The sequence below is a fragment of the Mesorhizobium sp. M0011 genome, from assembly GCF_040324155.1.
In the GTDB taxonomy this organism is placed as follows: Bacteria; Pseudomonadota; Alphaproteobacteria; order Rhizobiales; family Rhizobiaceae; genus Mesorhizobium.
Genome location: NZ_JAMYVQ010000066.1, coordinates 1 through 6,492 on the forward strand (window position 1 = coordinate 1; position 6,492 = coordinate 6,492).

Here is a 6,492-nt window from a genome sequence, read left to right on the forward strand (position 1 = left end):
CGCCACATCGGCCACCTCGTCGAAACAATCGAGGCAGCCGAATGCAAGAACTACTTCGAAAACGCCGGATACGCTTCCGTCAAAACGTGAAAGGCTCTAGCGCTTTCCCTGGGGCAATTGCGGCGAAACAAAGAGAGGGCGGTCATCGCTTTTATGAAATGATGGCCCGATCTATTTGGAAAGCCACGAAATTGTGCCAATTTGGCAACAGTGGGTTGTTAATAACGTTTTGGCCATCATTTTGCCCGAAAGTGTCTCATTCTTGCCGCAGCCTGGGGCGGGCACGAAGTGAGAGGGTTACCTGTTGATTTCCACGCGATGGAAGACGCCGCTGTTGCTCGGCGCCGTCATTTCACCCCTGTTTTTGGCTGCCTGCAGCCAGACCACTTCACACGGCATGTCCGTCGCCAGCCTGACCGACGCCATCACGCCGAGTTTCCTGAGCTCCCGGTCCTACAGCCATACGCCGAAGGACAAGGAATGTCTGGAAAGGGCGATGTTCTTTGAATCCAACCGCTCGAGCCGCGATGGCATGATCGCGGTCGGCACGGTGGTGATGAACCGGCTGCGCTCCGGCAACCACGGCAGCACCATCTGCCAAGTGGTGGGCGAACCCGGGCAGTTCGCGCCTGGCGTCATGACAAGGCCGATGAATTCGCGCGCGATGCCCGATGTCGAGGAAGCCGCCGATGCCGTGCTCAAGGGCGAGCGCAAGGCCAAGCTGAAGAACACGATGTTTTTCCACACCGCCGGGCTGCGCTTCCCCTACAAGAACATGCACTACACCATGGTAGCCGGCGGCAATGCCTTCTATGAGAAGCGCGGCCGCAACTGGCAGCCGCTGCCGGATGAGCCGCAGGTCGCCATTGCCTCGGCGGCGCCCGACAAGTCAGCCGCACCGGTGACGCTGGTCGCATCCGCCGAGCCGGTACGTCCGGCCAGGACGGCAACCGTTCGATCCGCTCCTGCCCAGCAGACCTATGTGACCGCAGCCGCTGCACCGACCGCGAAATCCGCGCGCGTCTCGGCGGAGCCGACGGTGGTGGCGATGCAGGAGCCGATGGAGGAACCGGATGCCGCCCGTTTTGGCGGAGCCTTGAACACAAGGACAAGGGTCATCTCCTCGGTCGAGGACGCGCCGCAAGAGGCGTCGATGGGATTCCAGTCGACGCCTGAGAACACCGATGCCGTCGGCGCGATGATTGTCAGCCAGGGCCGGCCGCTCGAAGCCAACTGATCTGCGTTCCATGGTCTGCCCAATGGTCCACCAAGCCAATATGGCGGGTCATGCGGATGCGGGATGTTCCAAAGCGCTCTGAAAAATCCTAGATCAGAGCGATGTCGAAGCGAATCGCCGGTCCCGAGATCGAACGCCTGATCCAGCTCCTGGCCAAGGTGCCGGGGTTGGGTCCCCGTTCGGCCAGGCGTGCGGCACTCCATCTGATCAAGAAGAAGGAACAGCTTCTGTCGCCGCTCGCCGCCGCCATGGCCGAGGCGGCCGACAAGGTGCGCATCTGCTCGACCTGCGGCAATGTCGATACATCAGACCCTTGCATGATCTGCACCGATCCGCGCCGTGATGCCGGCACCATCATCGTTGTCGAGGACGTCTCCGACCTGTGGGCGCTGGAGCGGGCGGCGGCGATGAATGTGCGCTACCACGTGCTTGGCGGCACGCTGTCGCCGCTCGACGGCGTCGGCCCCGACCAGCTCAACATCCGCTCGCTGGTCGATCGCGTCGCCGGCGGTGAGGTCAAGGAGATCATCCTCGCCGTCAACGCGACGGTGGAGGGTCAGACGACCGCGCATTACCTCACCGACCAGCTGTCCGGCTTCGATATCAAGGTGACGCGCCTTGCGCATGGCGTGCCGGTCGGCGGCGAACTCGACTATCTCGACGAGGGCACGCTGGCCGCGGCGCTGCGCTCGCGGACGGCGTTTTGACGCAATGGGCGGGCAGGAGAAGCAAATGATTCCTGCTTTTGTGAAATCAGCCTGCGTCTTTGTCTGCCTCGTCTTTGCGGTGATGGTTTCGGCCACTCCCGCCTCCGCTGCAACGATCGACGACCAGTTCCGCGCCTGGCTGCAAAACGACCTCTGGCCGCAAGCCAAGGCGAAAGGCATTTCCAAAAAAACCTTCGATGCCGCCTTCGATGGCATCAAGCCCAACCTGAAGCTGCCCGACCTGGTCAAGCCGGGCGAGAAGGCGACCACGCCGCAGAAGCAGCACCAGGCCGAATTCGGCTCGCCCGGCGCCTATTTCGCCGAGAAGACGGTTCGCGCGGTGACGGCAGGTGGCCGCGCGCGTGAAGCCACCAATGCCAGGACACTTGCGGCCATCGAAAAGCGCTATGGCGTGCCGGGCGAAGTGCTGCTGGCGATCTGGGGCCGCGAGACCGGCTTCGGTGCGGCCAAGATGCCTTACGACGCTTTCGAGGTGCTGGGCACCAAGGCGTTCATGTCGACCAAGAAGGATTTCTTCCGCACCGAACTGCTTGCTGCACTCGAAATCGTCGAGCGCGGGCTGGCCCCTGTCGGCGCGATGAAATCGTCCTGGGCCGGCGCGCTCGGCCAGCCGCAATTCATGCCGACATCGTTCCTGAAACATGCCGTCGATTTCGACGGCGACGGCCGTGTCGACATCTGGAACTCGACGCCTGACGTGCTGGCCTCGATCGCCAACTATCTCGTCCATTATGGCTGGGTGAAGGGCCGCGGCTGGGGTTTCGAGGTGACCGTGCCGGAAAGTGTTTCCTGTTCGCTGGAAGGCCCGGACCAGGGCAAGAAGATCTCCGAATGGGCGGCAATGGGCATCAAGCGCGTTGGCGGCAAACCGTTTCTGGCGAGTGAACTGAAGGCCGAGGGATTTCTGCTGATGCCGGCCGGGCGCAGCGGCCCGGCCTTTATCGCCACCCCGAATTTCTACGTGCTGAAGGAATACAACACCAGCGACCTCTATGCGCTGTTCATTGGGCATGGCGCCGATCGCATCGCCCATGGCGATCAGAATTTTGCCGGTAGCTGGGGCGCGGTCGGCGGGCTCCACCGTTCGGACATAGCCGCTCTGCAACGCGCGCTGGAAGCCAAGGGCTATGACGTCGGCAGCGCCGATGGCCTGCCCGGCTTCAAGACCCGCCGTTCGATCGGCATTTGGCAAGCCAAGAACGGCCGCGCCGCCACCTGCTTCCCTGACACCAGCCTGGTCGCGGCGCTGAGATAGCCGCGACATTCGCCAGATTATCCTCGATCGGCAGCCTCGATTGGCTGGCCGATGCGTCGACATCCCACCGGCCTTTCTGGCCCATTGAGCCATCGTATAAATGCTCGTTGCCCGCCACGAGGCTGCCGGATATGGTGTTGACCAACTGGACAAAAACCGCAACGGTAAGAGATCACTGGGGCCTTCTCCAGGCCCGAAAAGAATTGCACAACTCTGAGCCGGGAACTCAGGTCAACAAACAACAAAACAGGGAACAATCACGATGATGATGGAAAAGTTTGCTCTACGCTCTCGCTTCCTGCTGGCGGGTGCAGCCATGTCCGCGCTGCTTCTGGCCGGCGCGCCCGCCGGTGCGGTCACGCCCGCCGACACGCTGGTCGAAGGTTTCGCGATCGACGACATCATCTCCATGGATCCGGGCGAGGCGTTCGAGCTGTCGACCGCCGAGGTCACCGGCAACACGTATGATCTGCTTGTCCGTCTCGACCTCAGCGACACCTCCAAGGTCAAGGGAGACCTTGCCGAAAGCTGGACCGTCTCCGATGACGGCCTGACCTACACATTCAAGCTCAAGCCCGGCCTGAAATTCGCTTCCGGCAATCCGATCACCGCGGCCGACGTCGCCTGGTCGTTCGAACGCGCCGTCAAGCTCGACAAGAGCCCGGCCTTCATCATCGGCCAATTCGGCATCAGCGGCGACAACGTCGCCGAGAAGGCCAAGGCGGTCGACGAGACCACCTTCCAGTTCACCGTCGACAAGGCCTATGCGCCGAGCTTCGTGCTGAACTGCCTGTCGGCAACGGTTGCATCGGTGGTCGACGCCAAGCTGGTCAAGGAACATGTCGCTGCGGTGACGCCGAGCGCCGACTACAAATGGGACAATGATTTCGGCAATGCCTGGCTGAAGACCGGCTATGCCGGCTCCGGCGTCTTCAAGCTGCGCGAATGGCGGGCCAATGAGGTGGTCGTTCTCGAGCGCAACGATAATTACTACGGCGAGAAGGCCAAGCTTGCCCGCGTCATCTACCGCAACATGAAGGAAAGCTCGGGCCAGCGCCTGGCGCTCGAGGCCGGCGACATCGACGTTGCCCGCAATCTCGAGCCGAACGACCTCGACGCCATCGCCAAGAACGCCGATCTCATCTCGACCAGCGCGCCGAAGGGCACGGTCTATTACATCAGCCTCAACCAGAAGAATGCCAACCTCGCCAAGCCCGAGGTCCGCCAAGCCTTCAAATACCTGGTCGACTACGATGCGCTGAGCTCGACGATCCTCAAGGGCATCGGCGAAATCCACCAGACCTTCCTGCCGAAGGGTGTGCTCGGCGAATTGGATGAGAATCCGTTCAAGTTCGATGTCGCCAAGGCCAAGGAATTGCTGGCCAAGGCCGGTCTGCCCGACGGCTTCAGCGTAACCATGGACGTACGCACCGGTCAGCCGACGACCGGCATGGCGGAATCGATCCAGCAGACGCTCGGACAGGCCGGCATCAAGCTCGAGATCATCCCGGGCGACGGCAAGCAGACGCTGACCAAGTACCGCGCCCGCAACCACGACATCTATATCGGCCAGTGGGGCCAGGATTATTTCGACCCGAATTCCAACGCCCAGACCTTTGCCTCGAATCCGGACAACTCGGATGCGGGTAAGTCCAAGACGCTGGCCTGGCGCAACGCCTGGGACATTCCGGACCTGACCAAGGAGACGGAAGCAGCGCTGCTCGAGAAGGACGCCGGCAAGCGCGCTGACATGTACAAGGATCTCGAGAAGAAGATCCTGGACACCAGCCCCTTCGTCGTCATCCACCAGCAGCTGGAAGTGGCCGGCCTGCGCAAGAACCTCAAGGGCTTTGCCCTCGGCCCGAGCTTCGACAGCAATTTCGTCGGGCCGGTGTCCAAGGAATAGTGCTCGCGGACACGCCGCATGAGCACGGTTGAAAAGGAAGTGGCGGCGGGGCGCGGCAGCGCCCGTGCCTTCGCTATTGCATCATCGCTTGGCCGTTTCCTGGTCATCGCGATCACGACCTATCTTGGTCTGCTCGCGGTCACCTTCTTCATCGGTCGCGTCATCCCGATCGACCCGGTGCTGGCGGTGCTCGGCGACCGGGCGCCGGCCAATGTCGTCGAGCGCACGCGCCGCGAAATAGGCCTCGATTTGCCGCTGGTCGAGCAGTTCTACATCTATGTGAAAAATGCCCTGAACGGCAATTTCGGTGTCTCTGTGCTGACCACCAATCCTGTCATGACCGACATTCGCCGGGCGCTTCCGGCCACGACGGAACTGGCGACGCTGGGGACGCTGATCGGCGCGCTGTTCGGCGTACCGCTTGGCGTGCTGGCCGCGGTCAGGCGCGGCAGTTTCATCGATCAGATCGTGCGTATCATCGGCCTGATCGGCTATTCCGTGCCGATCTTCTGGCTGGGACTGCTGGCGCTGGTGCTGTTTTACGCCAAGCTGCAATGGGTTGCCTTCCCCGCGCGGCTCGACATCGTCTACGAATACACCTTTACGCCGATCACTGGCTTCTATCTCCTCGACTCTGCGATGCAGGGGCAGTGGGACGTTTTTTACGACGCCTTCCGCCACATCATCCTGCCGGCCTCGCTGCTCGGCTATTTCTCGCTCGCCTATATCAGCCGCATGACGCGCTCGTTCATGCTCAACGAATTGTCGCAGGAATATATCGTCGCGGCGCGCGCCAAGGGCCTGTCGGAAACCCGCATCATCTGGGGCCACGCGCTGCGCAATGCGGCGGTGCCGATGGTGACGGTGATCGCGCTCTCCTATGCCGGGCTGCTCGAAGGTTCGGTGCTGACCGAGACCGTCTTCTCATGGCCGGGCATCGGCCTCTACATCACCAACTCGCTGCAGAACGCCGACATGAATGCGGTGCTCGGCGGCACCATCGTGATCGGTTCGGTCTTCATCGCCATCAACCTTCTGTCCGACCTTCTGTATCGGGTCCTCGATCCGAGGACGAAGGTTCAATGAGCAGAGGTATTCCACTTTCGGGCCTAGAGCAGTTCACCGTTTCACGGAAACGGCTACCCGCTCTAACTCCTTGTTTTTACGCAATTCCGGACGGAAAACCGTTTCACACTTTTCCTGGAATTGCTCCAGCTGCGGCCAATCACCCCCACTCCGGCCCTTCGGGCCACCTCTCCCCCTTGTTTGGACCGGAGACATCGCGAACAGGTGTGCGAGGACATCGCGAACAGTTTTGTCACTTATCGTCTGCAGAGGTTGAGGTCGACTGTTTCTATTTTCTGAT

At 61.6% G+C, this 6,492-nt stretch carries 5 protein-coding genes; all 5 read left to right on the forward strand.

What is annotated here, in order from left to right; genetic code table 11:
* The first annotated feature begins 304 nt into the window (after positions 1–304).
* The 5 genes from NKK51_RS32205 (at position 305) to NKK51_RS32225 (ending at position 6,212) form a co-directional block, all read left to right on the forward strand.
* A complete protein-coding gene (locus NKK51_RS32205) occupies positions 305–1,237 on the forward strand; it encodes a cell wall hydrolase (protein ID WP_352556314.1) in 933 nt (310 codons plus the stop codon).
* A 101-nt stretch (positions 1,238–1,338) separates the two neighbouring features.
* Positions 1,339–1,944: a recombination mediator RecR gene (gene recR / locus NKK51_RS32210; protein ID WP_352556315.1), complete on the forward strand. Its 606-nt coding sequence runs from the start codon at positions 1,339–1,341 to the stop codon at positions 1,942–1,944.
* A 25-nt stretch (positions 1,945–1,969) separates the two neighbouring features.
* Entirely contained in the window at positions 1,970–3,220 is a 1,251-nt protein-coding gene (locus tag NKK51_RS32215) for a lytic murein transglycosylase (protein WP_502902533.1), read from the forward strand.
* 262 nt (positions 3,221–3,482) lie between these two features.
* The gene (locus tag NKK51_RS32220) at positions 3,483–5,126 is read left to right on the forward strand and encodes an ABC transporter substrate-binding protein (protein ID WP_128304322.1); all 1,644 of its coding nucleotides are present in this window, start codon (positions 3,483–3,485) and stop codon (positions 5,124–5,126) included.
* An 18-nt stretch (positions 5,127–5,144) separates the two neighbouring features.
* Entirely contained in the window at positions 5,145–6,212 is a 1,068-nt protein-coding gene (locus NKK51_RS32225) for an ABC transporter permease (RefSeq protein WP_352556317.1), read from the forward strand.
* Positions 6,213–6,492: the final 280 nt, after the last annotated feature.